The sequence below is a fragment of the Actinomadura terrae genome (assembly GCF_022751215.1).
In the GTDB taxonomy this organism is placed as follows: Bacteria; Actinomycetota; Actinomycetes; order Streptosporangiales; family Streptosporangiaceae; genus Spirillospora; species Spirillospora terrae.
In genome coordinates, this window is the sequence record NZ_JAICDG010000001.1 from 786,779 (window position 1) to 804,390 (window position 17,612).

The 17,612-nt window shown below is 72.0% G+C and carries 19 protein-coding genes; 10 read left to right on the forward strand and 9 right to left on the reverse strand.

Annotated elements, in window-relative coordinates:
- The 7 genes from K2F47_RS03435 (at position 1) to K2F47_RS03465 (ending at position 7,776) form a co-directional block, all read left to right on the forward strand.
- Entirely contained in the window at positions 1-606 is a 606-nt protein-coding gene (locus K2F47_RS03435; protein ID WP_242901185.1) for a sigma-70 family RNA polymerase sigma factor, read from the forward strand.
- Between the two features lie 98 nt (positions 607-704).
- Entirely contained in the window at positions 705-1,001 is a 297-nt protein-coding gene (gene rsrA / locus K2F47_RS03440; RefSeq protein WP_242901186.1) for a mycothiol system anti-sigma-R factor, read from the forward strand.
- Between the two features lie 381 nt (positions 1,002-1,382).
- Positions 1,383-2,312, forward strand: coding sequence for an NAD-dependent epimerase/dehydratase family protein (locus tag K2F47_RS03445; protein ID WP_242901187.1), 930 nt, complete (start codon positions 1,383-1,385; stop codon positions 2,310-2,312).
- A 472-nt stretch (positions 2,313-2,784) separates the two neighbouring features.
- Positions 2,785-2,991, forward strand: a complete 207-nt coding sequence (locus tag K2F47_RS03450) for a hypothetical protein (protein WP_242901188.1) — start codon at positions 2,785-2,787, stop codon at positions 2,989-2,991.
- A 63-nt stretch (positions 2,992-3,054) separates the two neighbouring features.
- The gene (locus K2F47_RS03455) at positions 3,055-4,401 is read left to right on the forward strand and encodes an HD-GYP domain-containing protein (protein WP_242901189.1); all 1,347 of its coding nucleotides are present in this window, start codon (positions 3,055-3,057) and stop codon (positions 4,399-4,401) included.
- A gap of 26 nt (positions 4,402-4,427) precedes the next feature.
- Positions 4,428-5,759, forward strand: coding sequence for an HD-GYP domain-containing protein (locus K2F47_RS03460; protein WP_242901190.1), 1,332 nt, complete (start codon positions 4,428-4,430; stop codon positions 5,757-5,759).
- A gap of 679 nt (positions 5,760-6,438) precedes the next feature.
- Complete coding sequence (locus K2F47_RS03465; RefSeq protein WP_242901191.1) at positions 6,439-7,776, forward strand: acetyl-CoA carboxylase biotin carboxylase subunit; 1,338 nt, start codon at positions 6,439-6,441, stop codon at positions 7,774-7,776.
- A 184-nt stretch (positions 7,777-7,960) separates the two neighbouring features.
- On the opposite strand, the gene K2F47_RS03470 is transcribed toward K2F47_RS03465, so the two are convergent.
- The 4 genes from K2F47_RS03470 to K2F47_RS03485 all read right to left on the reverse strand — a co-directional run bounded on the left by K2F47_RS03470 (position 7,961) and on the right by K2F47_RS03485 (position 9,956).
- On the reverse strand, positions 7,961-8,512 hold the full coding sequence (locus K2F47_RS03470) for a GNAT family N-acetyltransferase (RefSeq protein ID WP_242901192.1): 552 nt from the start codon (positions 8,510-8,512) through the stop codon (positions 7,961-7,963).
- A gap of 1 nt (position 8,513) precedes the next feature.
- Positions 8,514-8,774 (reverse strand): Txe/YoeB family addiction module toxin, encoded by a 261-nt coding sequence (locus tag K2F47_RS03475; protein WP_242901193.1) that lies wholly within the window; start codon positions 8,772-8,774, stop codon positions 8,514-8,516.
- Complete coding sequence (locus K2F47_RS03480) at positions 8,771-9,022, reverse strand: type II toxin-antitoxin system Phd/YefM family antitoxin (RefSeq protein ID WP_242901194.1); 252 nt, start codon at positions 9,020-9,022, stop codon at positions 8,771-8,773. The genes K2F47_RS03475 and K2F47_RS03480 overlap by 4 nt, the downstream gene beginning before the upstream one ends.
- Positions 9,023-9,173: 151 nt before the next feature.
- Positions 9,174-9,956, reverse strand: coding sequence for a hypothetical protein (locus tag K2F47_RS03485; RefSeq protein ID WP_242901195.1), 783 nt, complete (start codon positions 9,954-9,956; stop codon positions 9,174-9,176).
- Positions 9,957-10,151: 195 nt separating this feature from the next.
- Between K2F47_RS03485 and bioD the strand changes: the two genes are divergently transcribed.
- Entirely contained in the window at positions 10,152-10,877 is a 726-nt protein-coding gene (bioD, locus tag K2F47_RS03490) for a dethiobiotin synthase (RefSeq protein WP_242901196.1), read from the forward strand.
- A 42-nt stretch (positions 10,878-10,919) separates the two neighbouring features.
- Here the strand turns inward: bioD and K2F47_RS03495 are convergent, their stop codons facing one another.
- From K2F47_RS03495 to K2F47_RS03505, 3 genes are all read right to left on the reverse strand, one after another.
- The gene (locus tag K2F47_RS03495) at positions 10,920-11,582 is read right to left on the reverse strand and encodes a Uma2 family endonuclease (protein WP_242901197.1); all 663 of its coding nucleotides are present in this window, start codon (positions 11,580-11,582) and stop codon (positions 10,920-10,922) included.
- 79 nt (positions 11,583-11,661) lie between these two features.
- Positions 11,662-12,390 carry a GntR family transcriptional regulator gene (locus K2F47_RS03500; protein ID WP_242902553.1) on the reverse strand — a complete coding sequence of 243 codons (729 nt, stop codon included), beginning with the start codon at positions 12,388-12,390 and terminating at the stop codon, positions 11,662-11,664.
- A 112-nt stretch (positions 12,391-12,502) separates the two neighbouring features.
- Positions 12,503-13,675, reverse strand: coding sequence for an 8-amino-7-oxononanoate synthase (locus K2F47_RS03505; protein ID WP_242901198.1), 1,173 nt, complete (start codon positions 13,673-13,675; stop codon positions 12,503-12,505).
- A 77-nt stretch (positions 13,676-13,752) separates the two neighbouring features.
- Here K2F47_RS03505 and K2F47_RS03510 point away from each other — a divergent pair, with 77 nt between their 5' ends.
- Entirely contained in the window at positions 13,753-15,429 is a 1,677-nt protein-coding gene (locus K2F47_RS03510) for a sensor histidine kinase (protein ID WP_242901199.1), read from the forward strand.
- 13 nt (positions 15,430-15,442) lie between these two features.
- On the opposite strand, the gene K2F47_RS03515 is transcribed toward K2F47_RS03510, so the two are convergent.
- Both K2F47_RS03515 and K2F47_RS03520 read right to left on the reverse strand, forming a co-directional pair.
- A complete protein-coding gene (locus K2F47_RS03515; protein ID WP_242901200.1) occupies positions 15,443-15,697 on the reverse strand; it encodes a WhiB family transcriptional regulator in 255 nt (84 codons plus the stop codon).
- Positions 15,698-15,991: 294 nt separating this feature from the next.
- The gene (locus tag K2F47_RS03520; protein WP_242901201.1) at positions 15,992-16,933 is read right to left on the reverse strand and encodes a diacylglycerol/lipid kinase family protein; all 942 of its coding nucleotides are present in this window, start codon (positions 16,931-16,933) and stop codon (positions 15,992-15,994) included.
- Positions 16,934-17,022: 89 nt separating this feature from the next.
- On the opposite strand from K2F47_RS03520, the gene K2F47_RS03525 reads away from it, so the two are divergent.
- The gene (locus K2F47_RS03525; protein WP_242901202.1) at positions 17,023-17,538 is read left to right on the forward strand and encodes a hypothetical protein; all 516 of its coding nucleotides are present in this window, start codon (positions 17,023-17,025) and stop codon (positions 17,536-17,538) included.
- Positions 17,539-17,612 lie beyond the last annotated feature (74 nt).

Genomic DNA, 17,612 nt, shown 5'->3' on the forward strand with positions numbered 1-17,612 from the left:
GTGGGTCAGGTACCGGGCACCACGGAGACCGTGGAGCAGCGCCAGGAGCGGTTCCAGCGCGACGTGCTCCCGTTCTTGGACCAGCTGTATTCGGCCGCGCTGCGCATGACGCGCAACCCGGCGGACGCCGAGGATCTCGTACAGGAGACCTTCGCGAAGGCGTTCGCGTCCTTCCACCAGTTCAAGGAAGGCACCAATCTCAAGGCGTGGCTCTACCGCATCCTGACCAACACCTTCATCAACTCCTACCGCAAGAGGCAGCGCCAGCCCCAGCAGGCCGCCACCGAGGAGATCGAGGACTGGCAGCTCGCGCGCGCCGAGTCGCACACCTCAAGCGGACTGAAGTCCGCCGAGGCCGAGGCGCTTGAGCACCTGCCCGACTCCGACGTCAAGCGGGCGTTGCAGGAGTTGCCCGAGGAGTTCCGCATAGCGGTCTACCTCGCCGACGTCGAGGGCTTCGCCTACAAGGAGATCGCCGAGATCATGGGCACGCCCATCGGCACCGTGATGTCGCGGCTGCACCGGGGACGCCGGCAGCTCCGCGGCATGCTTGAGGACTACGCTCGGGACCGCGGCCTCACGCGCACGAGCGGGGGGTCGGCATGAGCCCGAACGCCGCCCGCCGCGCCGCCCGCCAGGCCGGGCCCAGCGATACGCTCGACACCGCGGCCGCCCTCGCGGTGCATGAGGAGGGTGAGTGAGCCATGAGCTGTGGCAACCACCACGAGACCCCGTGCGACGAGGTGCTCGCGCGGGTGTACACCTATCTTGACGGCGAACTCGATCAGGGTGGCTGCGGCGAGGTCCGCGAGCACCTCGACGAGTGCGGCCCCTGCCTGCGCGAGTACGGGCTGGAGGAGGCCGTCAAGAAGCTGGTGAACAAGTCGTGCGCCTGCGAGCAGGCCCCCGACGACCTGCGCGCCAAGGTCCTCGGCCGCATCGAGGAGATCTGCGGCGAGATCAAGACCTCCTCCGAAGCGGGCACGTCCGGCACCGCTTGATCGGCACAGTCTGATCAGCGCCGCCTGACCGGCGCTGCCTGACTACGCGCCCGATCCCCGGCCGCGCCGCGTTTCGTCCGGGCTGAGTCTCGCTTGCGCGCCTCGATCGGGGATGCACGTTCCGGTCGCACATCCATCTTGGGTCGTTCTGGCCCGCCCATCCTTCTCCAATCGTGCGCTCTAGCCGCGTCCACTCCGCTGCCCGGCCGCCCGAGCGTGCCCAGAAGACTCCTCAGCGCATCCGAACCTGGCTCTGAGCTAAGGGCGCCAACGCGCCTCTCCAGGGCCGTCTGAGGGCTTCTGAGGGCGGCGTGGCAGGTGTGGGACGGGGCGTCCTCGCGGACGTGCGGCGGGTCGGGTGCTGATCGGTATCGTGCTGGGGTGCTCGCACTCGTCACCGGCGCGGCCGGATTCATCGGGTCCCATCTCGTCGACCGGCTCCTGGCCGACGGGCACGAGGTCATCGGCGTGGACGACCTGTCCTCGGGCTCGAACGCCAACTCCGGCATGGAGCTGTGGCGGATGGACGTGGCCGATCCGGCGCTGCCCGAGCGGGCGGCCGCGCGCCGTCCCGAGGTCGTGTGCCATCTGGCGGCGCAGGTCAGCGTCCGGGCCAGCGTCGCGGACCCGCTGCACGACGCCCGGGTCAACGTGGTCGGCACCGCGAACGTCCTGGAGGCGGCGCGGGCGGGCGGGGCGCGCAAGGTCGTGTTCACCTCCAGTTGCGCGGTGTACGGGGTGCCGGACGCGCTGCCGGTCCCGCCTCACGCCGAGCTGCGCCCGGCGTCGCCGTACGCGGCGTCCAAAGTGTCCGGGGAGATCTACGCGCGGACGTACCGGGTGCTGCACGGACTCGACGTGACCACGCTGACGCTCGCGAACGTCTACGGGCCCCGGCAGACGCCCGAGGGAGAGGCGGGCGTCGTCTCGATCTTCACCGACGCGCTGCTGGCCGGACGTCCGACGAAGGTGTTCGGGGACGGCAAGCAGACCCGCGACTACATCCACGTCCGGGACGTGGTGGACGCCTTCGCCCGCGCCACCGGCGACCTCGGCGGCGGCGAGCGACTCAACGTCGGAACGGGCCAGCAGACCACCGACCGGGACCTGCACACGCTCGTCGCCGCCGCGGTCGGCGCCCCCGACGAGCCCGCGTTCGCGCCGCCGCGTCCGGGCGACCTGCCCGCGATGGCGGTGGACCCGGGCCGCACCCGCGAGGTTCTCGGCTGGACCCCGGCGACCGCGCTGCGCGACGGCCTCGCCGACACCGTCGCGTGGGCACGCGAACGATCGGCCGCCGGCCGCGCCTAACCGCGCCCCGCACTATGCCCCCCACCCCGCACCCCGCAGCCCGCCCCGCAGCCCGCCGCGCACCCCGCATCCGTCCGTCCCTCGGCGCCGCGCACCCGCGCTCCGCACCCGCGCTCCGCACCAGGCCGCGCCGGGTCGAGCACCCCGCGCTCCGCGCCGCACGTCCGGCGCGTCCTGCGCCGAGTCCGGGCGCTCCTCAACTGCTCTCCGGCCGCTCACGGGTGCTTCCCCGAGCGCTTTCGGCCGACCTCTCCGGCGGATTCTGACTGCGATTGTGACTGCCCGTGACGATGCACGTGCATTCGGTGTGCGCAAAAACGTTCGCGGGCAAACGAGCTCTACCTTTCCGGATGGACAATTGATCACGTGAGGTGACGATTGGTTCACGCTTTGCTCACGATTCTCCGCATGCCTGTGTGGGTCGGGTCGGGCGCGTTAGGCTTGAGCCGAAATCAGCGACGGGAGCACGTGCATGCTCGTGAAATCGGGGTATGTGCTGGCCCGGGAGCACCGGGACCGGACGGTCCCGGCGGTCGGCCGCGAGGTCGGCCCGCCCGATGACCGCGGGGGGAGGCAAGCAACCATGCTCAAGCGTTCAACGCCGGTCGGCCACGGCCGGTACCAGAGCGCCACGGCGTCGTCGTCGCTGATGATGCCCAAGGGCGTGTCCTGGGTCTAGTGCCGTCAGGCACGACCGATCCCGGCGGCGGCCCGCTCATTCGTCACTCCCGAGGGGGCGGCAATGCGTGGACTTCCTCCTGCTGCCTGGGCGTACGTCTGCGGTGTGGCCGCCCTCGCGGCCGGCCTCATCGGGACGTCGTCCTTCGCGAGGCTGGACTGGACCAAGCTGGCCGTGCTGGCCTTGCTCTTCCTGATCTGTGACTCGGCGCCCGCGCGCCTGAACGTCGAGCGCGCGAGGGTCTCGTTGAGCTTCGCCGCCAGCCTCGCGTCGGTGGTGCTGCTCGGCCCCGCCGGAGCCGCCCTCCTCGGGCTCTGTGCCCTGGTCACCGGGCAGCGCTTCTTCGCCCCGGTCAAGCGGATCTTCAACGGCGCGCAGTTCGCGCTGAGCGGCTTCATCGCCGGGACGGTGTTCGAGCTGCTCGGCGGGCACCCGTTCCGCCGCGGCGAGGCCCGCTGGGTCGAGCACGTCACCGGGCCGTTCCTCGGCGCGCTCGTCACGTTCGTCCTGGTCAACCTGTCGCTGATGGCCGGGGTGCTGCTGCTGAGCCGGCAGGCGGCGCCGCGCGAGCTGCTGCACGAGAGCGGGCAGCTCGCCATCGGCTGCCTCGGCTACGGCATGGTCGGGCTGCTGATCGCGGGGCTGTGGCCGCGCGTCGGCCCGCTCGCCGCCGTCCTGGTGCTGCTGCCCCTGTTCATCGCCCGCTGGGCGCTGGAGCAGGCGCACGCGCAGCAGCAGGCGCACGCCGCGACCCTCGCCGCGCTGTGCCAGGCCGTCGAGACCAAGGACTTCTACACCCGCGGCCACTCCGAGCGCGTCTCCCGCGGCTCGGTGATGATCGCGCGGGAGATCGGCATGCGCGCCGACCGGGTCGAGGCCATCCGCTACGCCGGGATGCTGCACGACGTCGGCAAGCTCGGCGTCCCCACGAAGGTGCTCCAGAAGAACGGCCCGATGACCGAGGAGGAGTTCGCCGCGATCCAGCTGCACCCGATGCGCGGGCTGGAGATCGTCCGCGAGATCGGGTTCCTGGACGAGGCGCTCGCCGGCATCATGCACCACCACGAGAAGATGAACGGGCGCGGCTACCCGATGGGCCTGGCCGGCGACGAGATCCCAGAGTTCGCCCGGGTCATCTCCGTCGCGGACGCGTTCGACTCCATGACCTCGACCCGCTCCTACCGTCCGGCCCGCAGCGTCGAGGCGGCCGTGCAGGAGCTGCGCCGCGGCATGGGCGACCACTTCGACCCGGCGATGGTCGAGGCGTTCCTGCGGGCGCTGGACCGGGACGGCTGGGAGCCGCCCGACCCGGTCGTGCTGCCGGACGACGACATCGTCGAGACCACCCAGCAGGACCACGACGACCCGAGCGCCCCGCTCAAGGTCGCCGGCGACGAAGCACGGCGGTGACCCGGCCCCCCATGAGCGGTACCCAGATGCGGCCCCGTGAGCGCGCCGCGTGGCAGACCATCGACTCCGGTCAGCTGCTGCTGATCGCCACCGCCGGCCTGTTCGTGATCGTGGCGATCACGCAGGTCGCCGCCGTCCGGCTCGTCCAGCCCGACATCGCGATCATCTTCGGGGTGCTGATCGCGCTCGGCGAGCTGTTCCGGATGGTGATGCCCGGCAACCGGGAGGTCGCGCCCATCGCCAGCGCGGGCGCGATCGGCTACGCGATGCTGGTCGGCGTCGGCCCGGAGCACGCGCCGCCGCACGCGCCGCTCGGGGTCGAGGCCGCGACGCACTCCCCGCTCCAGGTCGTCGCGGTGACCGCCGCCGGGATGGTCGTCGGCTCGCTGCCGCACATCGCGGTCGGGCGCTCGCCGCGTCCGGAGGCGATGGCGCGGCGGCTGTTCACCGTCGCCGTCGTGGCGCTGTGCTTCCGCCCGCTGGTCTCCCTCCACCTGCCCTGGCAGCTCCTGCTGCTGCTCATGGGCGTCGTCGTCGTGCTCTCCTGCTGCACGGACGTGGTGATCGCCGCGATGATCCGGGCAGAGGCCGTCCGGGTCAGGTTCGGGATCGCGTTGCGCGACGAGCTCGACGCGAAGATGGCGCTGTGCGCGGCCACCAGCGCGACCGCGATGCTCATCGCGGTCGCGACCACGGCGATGGGCGAGGCCGCGCTGCTGATCTTCACGGTGCCGATCCTCGTCACGCAGTTCGCGTTCCGCCGGTACGCGGGCATCCGCGCGACCTACCTCCAGACCGTCCGCGCGCTGTCGCGGGTCACCGAGGTCGGCGGGTACGTGGAGGCCGGGCACTCGCACCGCGTCTCGAAGCTCGCGGTGTCGATGGGCCGCGAGCTCGGCATGTCCGAGGAGGAACTGCTCGAACTGGAGTACGCGGCGCTCATGCACGACATCGGGCAGCTCTCTCTCGGCGACCCGATCCCCGGCGGCGCCACCGTGCTCGCCTCACCCGCCGAGCAGCGCCGCATCGCCGAGCTCGGCGCCGAGGTGATCAAGCAGACCGGGGTGCTGGACCGCGTCGCCCACATCGTCCAGCTCTCCTCCCACCCCTACCGGACGGGACACGAGGCCGCCCCCGGGGACGACGCCGGCACGCCGGTGCCGCGCCCCGTCCCGCCGCCGCTCGCGGGCCGGATCATCAAGGTCGCCAACGCCTACGACGACCTCGTCGGCGACTCCGCCGACCGCGACCGCGGCGTCGCCGTCCTGGACCGGCTCCGGATCGACTCCGCCGCCGAGTACGACCCGACCGTCGTCGAGGCCCTGAGCCGCGTCGTCGACCGCCGCACGCGCCTGTAGCCCGCACGCGGCTGTAGCCCGCACGCGCCTGTAGCCCGCACGCGCCTGTAGCCCGCACACGGCTGTAGCCCGCACACGGCTGTAGCCCGCATGCGCCGGTAGTCCGCACGCGCCGGTAGTCCGCACGCGCCGGTAGTCCGCGGGGCGGTAGTCGGCAGGACGGCGTCGTCCGCAGGGTGGTTGTCGTGCGCGGGGCGGCTGTAGTCCGCGGAGCGGTTGTGGTTGCGGTGGCGGTTCGCGGGCGGTCTCTCTGCGCGGGCGGTTGTGTTTGCCGGACGCCTGTAGTGCGCGGGCGGTGGCGGTTCGCGGTGCCGCGCCAATTCTGTGCCGCGTTCCATTCAACCCGCGCCCAAGGCGCCCACCTGTGCATACGCTGCTCACCGGTGGCCTGCGTATACCGAGTGTCCGTGCTGTGCATACCGACTGTGCTTGTGCAAGTGCGGGCTCGTGCAAGTGCAGGCGGCTTGTGCGGATGCTCCGCTCGCCTCCGCGAGGACGGGGTGGCGGCCCGCGCGCGTGACGGCTGGGAGCATTTCGGAAAAGGCCCTCGGACGTCCGGACGAGCGGCGCACAAAACTACGGTCGGGTATTTGTCGGGCGTCGGTCCGGACGCGGGGGCGCCGCAAACGCTAGGGTCGGCGGATCGGCCTGCCCCCGACCCGCCGAAGGAGGCCAGCGGGTGTTCGAGTCCGTCCTCGTGGCGAACCGCGGTGAGATCGCCAGCCGGATCGTCCACACCGTCCGCTCGATGGGGCTCAAGGCCATCGCCGTGTACTCCGAGGCCGACGCGCAGCTCCCGTTCGTGGCCGAGGCGGACGAGGCGATCCTCATCGGCCCGGCCGACCCGTCCCGCTGCTACCTCGACGCGGAGGCCGTGCTGGAGGCCGCTCGCCGGACCAACGCGCGGGCCGTCCACCCCGGGTACGGGTTCCTGGCCGAGAACGCCGCGTTCGCGCGCCGGGTCGCCGAGCGCGACCTCGGCTGGATCGGTCCGCCGCCGCTCGTCATCGCCCGGATGGCCGACAAGATCAACGCCCGGAACCTGATGAAGGAGGCGGGCGTCCCCGTCGCGCCCGGCGTGTGGGAGCCCGTCCCGGACGCGGCGACGGCGGTGGAGGAGGCCGAGCGGATCGGCTACCCCGTCATGGTCAAGCCCGCGGCCGGCGCGGGCGGCATCGGGCTCGCCGCCGCCTACAACGAGACCGCGCTCCGGGACGCCTACGAGGCGGCACGCGGCCACGCGGCGCGCGTGTTCGGCGACGCCGACGTCCTGCTGGAGCGGTACGTGGAGGGCGCCCGGCACGTCGAGGTGCAGATTCTCGGGCTGGCCGACGGCACCGTCCTCGCGCTCGGCGAGCGGGAGTGCTCCGTCCAGCGCCGGTACCAGAAGGTCGTCGAGGAGACGCCGTCGCCGGGGATTTCGCCCGCGCTGCGCGAGCGGATGCTGGCCGCCGCCGTCCGCGCCGGGGAGGTTGTCGGCTACCGGGGCGCGGGCACCGTCGAATGCCTCGTGGACCCCGCCGCGCAGCAGTTCTACTTCCTGGAGATGAACACCCGCCTCCAGGTCGAGCACCCCGTCACCGAACTGGTGACCGGCATCGACCTCGTCGAGCAGCAGCTGCGGATCGCGGCGGGCGAGCCCGTCTCGTTCACCACGGCGACACCGCGCGGGCACGCGGTCGAGTTCCGCGTCCAGGCCGAGGACCCGCTGCACTTCCAGCCGGGCGGCGGCGAGATCAAGGTGTGGGAGGAGCCCGTCGGCGACGGCATCCGCATCGACGCGGGCTACGCCGAGGGCAACACCGTCACCTCCTACTACGACCCGCTGCTCGCGAAGCTGTGCGTGCACGGCGACGACCGCGACCACGCCCTGCGCCGCGCCCGCGCCGCCGTGGCCGCGTTCCGCATCGAGGGCGTCCGGACGAACCTGCCGTTCCTGGCCGAGCTGCTCGACCACCCCGAGTTCATCGGCGGCGCCTACGACACCGGCATCGTCCCGCGGATGCGCGCCCGGTGACCCTCGGCCCCCGGGCCAGAAGCGAGGACGCAGGCGAGCACTCAGCACGCCGGGGACACAGGTCAGAGCACCGGGGCGTAGGCCTGTCGCCAGGGTGCAGGGGTGCAGGTCACAACGCGAGGGCGTAGTTCGGTCGCCAGGACGTAGGGGAGCAGGCCAGAACGCCAGGGCGTAGGCGGTCGGGTTAGAACGCCAGGGCGTAGGTGAGCAGGTTGAGGCCCGGTTTCGGTGCCCAGTCGCGTTCGGGCGTCCGGACGAACCCCATCCGCTCGTACATGCGTTGCGCGGCGCGCATGTTCGACATCGTCGACAGCCGCAGCCCCACGAGCCCCGCCGCCCGCGCCCGGTCGGCGCAGGCGCGCACCAGGGCCGCGCCCACGCCCATCCCGCGCGCCCGCTCCAGGACGGCGAGGATCCGGAACTCGCCCTCGTCCGGCCCCGCCAGTTCGGCGTAGGGGCTGCCGGGCGGGCAGTACGCGATCGACCCGGCCAGCTCCCCGTCGACTTCCGCGACCAGCAACTCCGCCTTCGCGGCCCAGCCGGCGGCATCGCGGAGCCTGTCCACATACGACGACTCCGCCGCGATGAGCCCGCTGCCCACATATACCTCGACGGTCAGCTCGCCGATCCGCTCGTACTCCTCCGCCCGCGCCGCCCGCACGGTGACCCGCTCGCCCACCCGCACATCCTCTGTCCGCTGGGAGGCCGCCGACGGCGCCTCCGGTTCGTTCTCCACGTCAACGTCCGTAGTGGTACCGGCAGGCGGCGATACGGACCTCGCCCTCGGTGACCTTGTAGACGAGCCGGTGTTCGTCCGTGATCCGGCGGGACCAGTAGCCATGGAAGCCGTGCTTCAACGGCTCGGGCTTGCCGATCCCCTCGTTGCCGTTGCGCTGGACGTCTCGGATCAAAATGTTGATCCGTTTGAGGACCTTGCGGTCCTCTGTCTGCCACCAGACGTAGTCGTTCCAGGCGGCCTCGTCCCACACGAGCTTCATTCGGTGAGGGCCCGCTCGATCCCGCCGTCGTTCTCCAGCCGGTCGATGGACGCCAGCAGCCTCCGGGCGTTCTCCGGGCTCCTGAGCAGGTAGGCGGTCTCCTTCAACGACTCGTAGTCGTCGAGGGCCACGATGACCACCGGATCACGACCCGCCCGGGTGATGATCACTTCCTCCCGGTCGTCGATCACCTTGTTGAGCGTCTCGGCGTAGTTCGCACGAGACTCGGAGTACGTCATCGTCTTCATCTCATCACCTCCCACGTACAAGAAATTGTACGTGGCGGCAGCTTCGGTCACAACTCGCCCTATCAGCTCACGCACGCGCTACCGGGTCCTGCGCGCGGTGTCGGCTCGTGCGCGGTGTCGGATCTCGCGCAGCGTCGGGCCTTGCGCGGTGTCAGGTGAGGTCGCGGCAGGAGGATTCGCCGGGGAGCAGCGGGCGCACGTGGACCGTGTAGGTCTTGCCCTGGCTGCGCCAGCCGACGTCCGGACGCGAGGCGGGCACTTTGTCCGCGGGAACCAGGGTGCAGACGCCGCCCGGCACCTGCTCGCCCTTGCCGAGCGGGGACAGCGGCCACTTCCTGGCCGTCCCGCTCCCGGGGTTCTCGATCGCGAGGACCGCGACCCGCGCCGGCGCGTACGGCCTGCCGGGGGATGCCAGGTCGCCCGCGGGCCAGCGCCGCGGGTCCAGGCGCTCGCGGAACCGCACCGCCGGGTCCGACTGCGCCTCAGGTTGGATGATCTTGGTCTTGGCCTGCCCCATCGTGAACTCCAGGACGATGGCGTCCATGACGCGGCTCGGGCCGCTCGTGTGGGAGCGGCCGAGCCCCGCCTTGCGGGCCTCGTCCAGCAGCCGCTGGAGCGCCTCGGGTTTCAGGCGGTACTCCCTCGCCTTTCCCTGGGACGCGGCGACGGCGCGGCCCGTCGAGTACAGCGAGAAGTCGGGGAGCGTCCCAGGGCCGCCCTTTCCGGCGAAGCCGCCGGTCTCGCGCCAGCGGAGCACGAGCCGTTCGGCGGGGGAGTTCTCGGCGGGGGACGCGGTCGTGGGCGACGGCGCGGGCGCCGGCGAGGTGCTCTGGGACGAGCCGGAAGGCGGCTTGGGAGAAGCGAGGGAATGCGGGGGCTTGCCGGAGTCCCCGTCACAGGCGGTGAGCGCGCTCGCGCAGGCGAGCGTCAGCACCCAGCTATAGCGTGCGTACGGGCCAGCCATGAGCGTTGGACGAGCGGAGCCGCCCCCGGGTTCCACGTGCCGAAATCTCAGTGCCGAAAACCCCGCCGAAGACCCGTGCCGAAAGCCCCGTGACAAAAACGAGGCCCGAAGACTGTGGATTCCAGCGCGGGACCTCGGCCGCGCCCGCCCGCTAGTGTGCGGCTCGTGAGCGTCATCGTGGTTTCCGGTACCTGTACGGGGGTCGGCAAGACCGTCGTCACCGCCGCGCTGGCCGCCGTGGCGGCCGCCCGGGGCGCGCCGGTCGCCGTCGTCAAGCCGGGCCAGACCGGCGTCGTGGAGGGTGAGCCCGGCGACCTCGACGAGGTGGCGCGGCTCGCCCGGGTCTGCGACCTGCACGAGTTCGCCCGGTTCCCCGATCCGCTGTCACCGGCCGCGGCGGCGCGGCGCGCGGGCGTCCCGCCCGTCCGGTTGCCGGATGTGGCCAAGCGCGTCCAGGACCTGTCGAGCGGGCACCGGCTGGTGCTGGTGGAGGGCGCGGGCGGGCTCCTCGTCCGCTACGACGAGGAGGGCACCACGATCGCCGACCTCGCCCGCTGGCTCGGCGCCGCCGTCGTCGTCGTGACCCGTCCGGACCTCGGCACGCTCAACCACACCGCGCTCACCCTGGAGGCGATGGCGCACCGCGGCGTCCAACTCGCGGGCGTGGTCATCGGCGCTTGGCCGGACGAGCCCGACCTCGCCATGCGCAGCAACGTCCGCGACCTGGAGACGATCGCCGCCCGCCCGCTGGCCGGCGTCCTGCCGTCCGGCGCGGCGGCCCTGGACCCGGCCGAGTTCCTGGTGACCGCCCAGCGCGGCCTGGCACCGTCCCTCGGCGGCTCCTTCGACCCCGCCGCCTTCCGCACCTCCGTCCAGCCCGAAGGCCACTAGAAGACCATTAGCCCGGCGGGCGGTGCCCCGCCGGGCTTGTGGTCAGTCCTTCCAGGCCGTCCAGCGGCGGGTGTCGATCTCGACGCCGAAGGGCTCGGGAAGGTGGATCGTCTCACCGAAAGCCCACGTGTCGCTGTGCAGGTAGGCACCCGTGCCCGCGTCGGGGATCGAGTAGAGCCTGGTGGAGGCGACTTTGGGGGAGCGGTCGACGAGAAGGTAGTAGGGGATCTCGACCCGGGCGTACCCCGACCATTTGGACGGCTTGCGCAGGGCCCTCCCCTCGCCCGGAGGCCTGTCATAGGCCGCGCCGTCCTTGGACGTGACCTCCACGACCATCTCGATCTCGTCAGCCACGAGGTGCATCTGCTCCGCCTCACCGGCGGACTCGAACACGTGCTCCTCCGCCACGACGAGGTCGGGGATGTAACCCTGTTCGATGCCCAGCAGGCTCAGGTTTGTCATCTGCCGGGCGGACCAGGGGAAGGACGGGTCGGCGAACGCCGCCCGCTCCATGGCGCGTGTGATGTGGTGAACGATATTGCCGTGGGCCACGACAGGGGCGGGGGACACGACGATCTCTCCTTCGATGACCTCGACGCGATGCCCTTTGGGGGCGTGGACGAAGTCGTCGAGTTCGCCGCGGGCCCACATGTTGTACGCCGTGTCCGGCAGGGACACCGGGCCCACATGATCGACTACCGTCACTTTGGGCGACTCCTTCCTCACGGTCTGCTCCGGTCATCGTAGGGAACGTGTGTTCGGAGTGTATGCGGAACGTCACATGTCAGCGGCGGAGTCGGGTGACGAACTTGTACCGGTCTCCCCGGTAGAGGGACTGGGCCCACTCGACGGGCTGCCCGGTCGTGTCGAAGGCGTGGCGGGAGAGCAGGAGCATGGGCAGGCCCACGTCCACGCCGAGGAGCTGCGCGTCGTGGGGCGTGGCGAGGACGGTCTCGATGGTCTCCTCGGCCTCGGTCAGGTGGACCTCGTAGGCGGTGGCGAGGGTCTCGTAGAGGGAGTGGTGCCGGGACAGCTCGCGGCGCAGGCCGGGGAAGCGGCGGGCCGGGAGGTGGGAGGTGTCGATGGACATGGGCTCCCCGTCGGCGAGGCGGAGCCGGTGGACGCGCAGCACCCGTCCCCCCGGACGGATGCGGAGCAGCGTGGCGAGGCGCTCGTCGGCGCTGACGTAGCCGGCCTCCAGTATGCGGGTCTCGGGACGCAGCCCGTGGTGCCGCATGTCCTCGGTGTAGCTGACCAGCTGGAGCTCCTGGGAGACCTTCGGCTTCGCGACGAAGGTGCCCTTGCCCTGGATGCGCTGGAGGCGCCCCTCGACGACGAGCTCGGCGAGGGCCTGCCGGACCGTCGTCCGGGACGTCTCGTACTTCTCGGCGAGCGCCCGCTCAGGCGGCAGTGGGCTGCCTGGCGGCAGCGACTGGATCAGCTCGACGAGCAGCTCTTTCAGCTTGTAGTACTTCGGTATGCGCGGCGCCTGGCTGGCGTGGTGCTTGGCGATGTCCCCCAGCGTTGCCCGATCGAATCCATGCTCGAATCCGCCCCCGTGCCGGGGCCCACCCCTGACCTCCGTCACGGCATCTCCTCACGTTCATCATCGGTTTTCCCCGATGTTATGCGTGAAGACTACGGGCGGTAGAGCCCGCGATCTCCGCCAGGGCCGCCGCGAGGCGGGTGAGGTCCGGCTCGCTCAGCGTGGCGCGGGCGGTGAGCCGCAGGCAGGCACGCCCCTTGGGGACCGAGGGAGGCCTGAAGCAGCCTACGCGGACGCCGTGCGCCGCGCAGGTTTCGGCCGCCCGGAGCGCCGCGTGCGGCTCGCCGAGAAAGACCGGGACGACGGCGGCGGCCGGGTCGGCGGTCTCAAGGCCGGAACCGGCCGCGAGACCGGCCAGCGCGCGGGCCCGGTCGCGGGCGCGGGCGGGCAGGTCCGGCTCGGACTCCAGGACGTCGAGCGCGGCGAGCGCGGCGCCGACGGCGGGCGGGTTCAGGCCGGTGTCGAAGATGAACGCGCGGGCGGTGTCGACCAGCGTGTCGATCACCTCGGGCGCGCCGAGGACCGCGCCCCCCTGGGATGCCAGGGACTTCGACAGCGTCAGCGTGCGGACCACGTCCGGTTCGGCGGCGAGGCCGGCGGCGTGGACGGCGCCGCGGCCGTGCTCGCCGACGACGCCGAGCGCGTGCGCCTCGTCCACCACGAGGAGGGCGCCGTGCGCGCGGACGGCCCGGTGCAGGTCGGCGAGGGGCGCGAGGTCGCCGTCCACGGAGAACACGGCGTCGGTGACGACGAGCGCGTGGTCCTCCTCGCGTTCGGCGAGGGCGCGTTCGGCGGCGGCGACGTCCCGGTGCGGGACGATCACGACGCGGGCCCGCGACAGCCGGCAGGCGTCCACGATCGAGGCGTGGTTGACCTGGTCGGACACCACCAGCGTGCCGGGCCCGGCGAGCGCGGTGACGGCGCCGAGGTTGGCGAGGAAGCCCGAGGAGAACACCAGGCCGGCGGGGGCGCCGCCGAACGCGGCGAGCCGCCGGTCGAGTTCGGCGTGCAGCCCGGTCGTCCCGGTGACCAGGCGCGATCCGGACGAGCCGGTGCCCCACTCGCGCGCCGCCGCGACCGCGCCCGCGGTCAGCCGCGGGTCGCCGGCGAGCCCGAGGTAGTCGTTGGACGCGAGGTCCACCAGCCCGTCGTGATCAGGGGTGCGGGGACGCAGCGTGCGGCGCAGCCCCGCCTCCGCCCGGCGCGCGGCGGCGTCGCGGAGCCTGGCCAGCGGATCTCCCGTTGCGGACATACCGGAAATCCTTCCAGGTCGCCCGAGCGGAGGGGGACGCCGTCCCCGTCCAAAAACCCATGGGCGATGATGGTCGGGTGCCTACCTTGACCGATCTGGTGCGCGACCACACCGACCTCACCGAGACCGATGTGGAGTGGCTGCACGCGCTGGTGTCGGACTGGCAGCTGCTCGCGGACCTGTCGTTCGCCGACCTGCTGCTGTGGGTGCCGCTCCGGTCCGCGGACGTGCTGCCCGCCGAGACCGGTTCGGGCGGCCCGTCCCGCCGCCAGCCCGTCGCGCTGGACACCGGCGCCGCCGTCCCCGGCTGGGTGGCGATCGCGCAGATGCGCCCGACGACCGGCCCGACCGCCTACCCCGAGGACCTCGTCGGCAAGGTCGTCCGGACGGGACGCCGCGGGCTGATCGACGTGGCCTGGCGGGAGCGGCGGATCGTCCGGGAGGGCGATCCGGAGTGGGGGAGCGGCATCCCCGTCCGGGAGGAGTCGATCCCGGTGCGGCGCGGCGCGAAGATCCTCGGGGTGATCCAGCGCAGCACGAACCTCAGCTCGGCGCGCACCCCGAGCCGCCTGGAGCTGACCTACCTCCAGAGCGCCAGCGACCTCGCCAAGATGATCTCCGAGGGCCGGTTCCCGGTGCCGGGCGAGGAGCCGAACCTCGTGCGCTCGCCCCGGGTCGGCGACGGCCTGATGCGGCTGGACCGCTCGGGCAGGGTCAGCTACGCCAGCCCGAACGCGCAGTCGGCCTACCGCCGCCTCGGGTTCCCCGCCGACCTCGTCGGGGAGTCGCTCGGCCAGGTCACCGCCGACCGGTGCGACACGGGCGAGCCGCTGGAGGAGGCGCTGAGCGTCGCCCTCAGCGGGCGCGCGCCCCGCGAGGTCGAGGTCGAGGCGCACGGGTCGGTCATGCAGCTGCGGACGATCCCGCTGGTCGTCGGCGGGACGCGGATCGGCGCGATCGTGCTCTGCCGGGACGTCACCGAGCTCCGCTGGCGCGACCGGGAGCTGATGACCAAGGACGCCACGATCCGCGAGATCCACCACCGGGTGAAGAACAACCTCCAGACGGTCGCGGCGCTGCTGCGGCTCCAGGCGCGGCGGCTCCAGATCCCGGAGGGCAGGGCGGCGCTGGACGAGGCCGTCCGCCGGGTCGGGTCGATCGCGATCGTCCACGAGACCCTCTCGCACACCCCCGACGAGCTGATCGACTTCGACGACATCGCGGACCGGGTGATCACGATGGCGGGGGAGGTCTCCACCCCCGAGACCAAGGTCACCCCGAAGCGCACCGGGAACTTCGGCGTCCTGCCCGCCGAAGTCGCGACGCCGCTGGCGATGGCGCTGACCGAACTCCTCCAGAACGCGCTGGAGCACGGCCTGGCGAACCGCTTCGGAACCCTGGAGGTCGCCGCCCGCCGCTACGGCTCCGGCGGCCCGGCCCCGACCCCCGTCCCGGACCCCAACGACGTCTCCCTCTGGGGCGAGTGGCCGACCCCCGGCGAGCACGCGCCGCACAGGGAGCCGCCCGCCGACGGACGCCGCCTCGTGGTGGTCGTCGCCGACGACGGAAAGGGCCTCCCGCCCGACTTCGACGTGGAGAGCAGCAACAGCCTGGGCCTACAGATCGTCCGGACCCTGATCGTGGGCGAACTGGGCGGCCGCCTGGACTTCCGTCCCCGCGAAGGCGGTGGCACGGAGGTGGTGGTGGACGTCCCAGTGGAGCAACACAATCGCCCGGGCTCCCCGCGTCCCTGACGCGGGACCGGTTCTAGCGGGTGGGGTTGAGGGTCCGCCGGTTGATACGGCGCTTCAGGGCGCGGCGTTCGTCCTCGCCCATGCCGCCCCAGACGCCGGAGTCCTGGCCGGACTCCAGGGCCCAGCGCAGGCAGGCGTCGGTGACGTCGCAGCGCTTGCACACCTGCTTGGCCTCTTCGATCTGTAGGATCGCGGGCCCGGTGTTGCCGATCGGGAAGAACAACTCGGGGTCCACGTCACGGCAGGCTGCGCGGTGGCGCCAGTCCATGCGGTCCACTCCTTCGTCAGGTGGTGGAATCACTCCACACTTGTGAACGGGTTCACATGTCGCGAACTCCCGGAGCGGCGATGATGGCCAGATCCAGGGGTTGTTGTTCGGCGGCGGTGCGAGCAGGTGGCTGACGACGTTGGGCCCCTGTCGGCCGGCGCACTTTGAGCGTGTCAGCAGGGCGCGGGCAGACGCAAGACCCTTGAGAAAGGATTCTCAAAGTATGGGTGTCGCATGTGTCACATCGGTGGGTCGGCCCAGTTGCTTTGTCGTTAACAGATGGGCCGGACGGCCTCATATGACGATGCGGATGGCCTTCGGTACCGATCGGAACGTGATGAGGTCCTGCTCGCCAAGGTAGTCGCCGTCGAGCTGAAAGGCCACGGGACGCTCCGCGCGCAGTGTGATCTCCGCCGCGTCGTGCACGTCCACCACGTGACGTCCCTGGACGGGACGGGTGCGCGGGGTCATCATGCGGGCCAGCGCGGACAGCGTGGGCGCCGCGTCCAGCGTCCGCGTCGCGAACACGTCGAGGCCGCGCGAGAAGTTCGCCTTGGGGCTCGGATTCACCGGTACCGGACCCATGAAAGTCCACGGCGCGGTATTGGAGATGAAGGCCATGAACACCCCCGATTTCGTTGGGAGCCCCGGCACTTCCATCGTTAGCGCGGGACGGCGCCGATCCGTCCCGGAGAAGAAATGGCGGATGGCGGTCCGCACATAGAGCGACGGGTCGGCCTTCGCTCCCGCGCTGCGCCGCCGCTCCACCTCCCGGACGACCTCCGCGTCGAACCCGACGCCCCCGCAGAAGGTGAAGTAGCGTTCGGGCCCGCCGGAGTGACTGGCCGTTCCGAGCCCGACGGTGCGGTACCGGCCGGCGCGCAACGCGTCCAGGACGACCCGGGTCGCGCCGATCGGGTCGCGCGGCAGGCCCAGCGCGCGGGCGAACACGTTGGCGCTGCCGATCGGCAGCACGGCCAGCGCCGGAAGATCGGGGGAGGGGCCCTCCGCCAGCAGCCCGTTCACCGCCTCGTTCACCGTTCCGTCCCCGCCGAGCGCGATCACCGCGTCGTAGCCGTCCAGCGCGGCCCGCCGCGCGATCTCGGTCGCGTGGCCGCGGTGGGCGGTGTCGGCGATGACGAGGTCGAGATCCCCGGAGAAGGCCCGCACGAGGAGGTCGCGGGCCCGCCGGGAGGTCGAGGTCGCCTTGGGGTTGGCGATCAGCATGGCGCGCACGGCGCCAGCGTATCGACCGTTCCGATGCGTTCTCCCACACGGCGGTCCCGGGACGTCCCGCCGGGAGGGGGCGAGTAGGGTTTCAGGTTGTGACGAAGCGTCCGTTCACCGTGCAGGCAGCCGCCGCCCTGGAGGCCGCGGAGGGCCTCGCCGCCATGGGTTTCGGGGTGTACACCGGCATCGAGACGGTGGCCGGCTCCGCCGTCGACCCCGTCAGCGCCGTCGGGGTCACCGTGCTCGCCCTCGTCGGCGGCATCGCCATGCTCGGCTGCGCCCGCGGGCTGCTGCGCGCCGACCAGTGGAGCCGCGCCCCCACGGTGCTCACCCAACTGTTCGCGCTGCCCGTCGCGTGGTCGCTGTGGCAGAGCGAGCGCCCCGAGATCGCGCTCCCGCTGGGCGCCGCCGCCGTCCTCACACTGATCACGGTGCTCAGCCCGCCCAGCACCGCCTGGCTTGTCGAGGTCCCCGAACAAGACTCGGACGACTCAGACGACACAGCCCAGGGCGGCGGGGACGCCACGGAGGCCACGGACGGCAAAGAGAACGCGAGCGGCGCGGACGCCGCCCCGCGCTCCGGTAGCCGCTCGCCACGCTCCGGCCGCTGATTACCAGGTACCGGTAGCCGCTAACGCGCTAGGGCGCGGATCACCGGGTTCCGGCGGTCTCCACCGCGCTTACG